The 429-nt window shown below is 42.0% G+C and carries 1 protein-coding gene; it reads right to left on the minus strand.

Going from position 1 to position 429, the window contains the following annotated elements; all coding sequences use genetic code 11:
* Positions 1 to 195: 195 nt before the first annotated feature.
* Positions 196 to 429 (minus strand): integrase core domain-containing protein (locus tag ACRHOC_RS14730; RefSeq protein ID WP_431159395.1); only part of this gene is annotated, 234 nt, incomplete at its 5' end.

A 429-nucleotide genomic window follows, 5' to 3' on the forward strand; every position in this document is an offset into this window, starting at 1 on the left:
TTGGATGCTACGATTGATCGAAACAAATCACACGAAAAGTGGTAAATCTTATGGACAACTCAACTTCTCGAGTTAGGTCGGAAATAGATGTTTTCAATGACCTGAAAGGACTCTGTTCAAAGCAAGGCTATTTATATGTTATGGCCTTTATCGGAGGGTAATCCTCCCATTTTTAACTGACGCCAAACGTAGAAGTTAAGCAACCATCAATGGTGGTTTGCCGCCATTGGCTTTGTGTGGCCGTTCATGATTGTAAAACCATAACCACTTTGTTGCATAGTCTTGTACCTCATCCAGTGTTTCAAAGAGGTGTTTGCTCACCCAGCTATACCTGATCGTGCGATTGTGACGCTCAATATAGGCATTCTGCTGTGGATTGCCTGGTTGAATGTATTCGATACGTATTTCATTCTTCAGTGCCCAATTGGT

The sequence above is a fragment of the Winogradskyella poriferorum genome (genome assembly GCF_050618035.1).
GTDB lineage: Bacteria > Bacteroidota > Bacteroidia > Flavobacteriales > Flavobacteriaceae > Winogradskyella > Winogradskyella poriferorum_A.